Consider the following 1,726-nt stretch of genomic DNA (forward strand, 5'->3'; position numbering starts at 1 on the left):
AGCCTGCACTTGTTCCCACCAAACCGTAACTCGCTACCAAAAACGGATTTCCGGTCCCATGCTTGACAGGATAGACATTCACATAGAAGTCCCACGCGTAGATTTTGAGAAGCTATCTGATAATAGAAGGGGAGAAAGTTCGGACGATATCCGCACTCGGGTGGAGGCAGCACGCCAAAGTCAACGAGCGCGATTTAGCGAGCTGAAAAATGGAGTGATGACCAATGCCGACATGCGCGTGGCAGAAGTTCGTCAGTTTTGCGAATTAGATGAATCGGGCCAGCAACTTGTCAAGGCTGCAATGACCCAGCTTCAACTCTCCGCGCGAGCCTATCACCGCATCCTGAAATTGGCGCGTACTATTGCTGACTTGGCCGGGGAGGAGCGAATAGAATCAAGTCATCTGGCGGAGGCGTTGCAGTATCGTCCGAAGGGGATGATGGTTTAGCAAGAAAAAAGTGAGGGGAGTAAAGATGTTGGGGGAGGGCAACAAGCCCAAATCCACGAGCGTATCCAAAACTCCTGCTTGACATTTCTTTTTTTTATTTATATACTGATATAGACCACTAGCCAACTATACCAAAAAGGTTCTTATGCTTGATAAAAAATCCCCTCTTCCTATTTATTATCAGTTGAGAGAGATCCTGAGAGAGAAGGTTGTCTCAGGTGAATGGATACCTGGGACGATGATCCCGTCTGAGCGCGAATTAAGTGAGCAGTATGAGATCAGTCGCATGACCGCTCGGCAGGCTTTGGGCGAGTTGACCCGTGAGGGGATTTTGTACCGTGAGCAGGGCAAGGGCACTTTTGTTGCCGAGCGGAAGATGCAGCAGGCGTTGACGAGCTTGACGAGTTTTTCGGAGGATATGCAAACCCGAGGGAAGCATTCTGGTGGGAAGGTTTTGCGGCTTGAGTTGGTGACCGTGCCCGTGCGGGTTTTGGGGGCTTTAGAAGTGGCACCTGAGCAAAAAGTGGTTTTGTTGAAGCGTTTGCGTATGTCGGGGGGAGAGCCGATTGCATTGGAAAGTTGTTTTTTGCATTTTCCTGATGTGCAGGAATTATTAGACGAGAATTTTGAGAATTCATCCCTTTATAAATTGCTTAGCAGCAAATATGGCATTATCCCCACCCGTGCACAACAGCAAGTGGAGGCTGATCTTTGCAGCCCTCGAGAAGAGGAGTTGTTGAAGATCGCGACAGGTGCACCGATTCTTCGGAACAGGCGTATTACTTTTGATCAGGACGGAAAAGTTTTTGAGTATACAGAGTCGGCTTATAGAGCTGATCGGTATATTTTTCAGGTTGAGCTTGATGCGTCTAAGGAGGTGAAAGGATAAAAATTATTCAAGATTTTCGCCCCCCTTTTAAATTAATAACCCTAATTCACATAAGGAGTGAAGAAATGAAAAAACGTGTTTTATTTTTGTTCGTAGCGCTGGCTCTTATCGTTACAGCCTGTGGTGCCCCTGAGGTGATCGAGAAAGAAGTTGAGGTCATCAAAGAAGTTGAAGTTATAAAAGAAGTTGAAGTACTCGTTCCTGCCGAACCTGAGGGAGAACCTGAACCGCAAGCTGGCGGCACTTTGATTGTTGGTAAAGCTAGCGAAGCCGTTGGGTTTGACCCCCACATGGTTACTGCCGCTTCTTCATTCGAGATCACAGGGCAGGTTTATAACCAGCTTATTGATCTGGGTGATGATTATGCCCCTGCCCCCGAATTGGCAGAG

The 1,726-nt window shown here is 47.6% G+C and carries 2 protein-coding genes and 1 pseudogene; all 3 read left to right on the plus strand.

Features of this window, described 5'->3' with window-relative positions:
• On the plus strand, positions 1–448 hold a 448-nt coding region (locus tag AC3DOM_RS15540; RefSeq protein WP_487919956.1), incomplete at its 5' end, for a magnesium chelatase subunit ChlI family protein.
• Between the two features lie 145 nt (positions 449–593).
• Positions 594–1,337, plus strand: a complete 744-nt coding sequence (locus AC3DOM_RS15545) for a GntR family transcriptional regulator (RefSeq protein ID WP_487919957.1) — start codon at positions 594–596, stop codon at positions 1,335–1,337.
• A 65-nt stretch (positions 1,338–1,402) separates the two neighbouring features.
• A pseudogene (locus AC3DOM_RS15550) lies at positions 1,403–1,726 on the plus strand (hypothetical protein); the annotation flags it as partial.

Source organism: Candidatus Desulfolinea nitratireducens, from assembly GCF_982879505.1.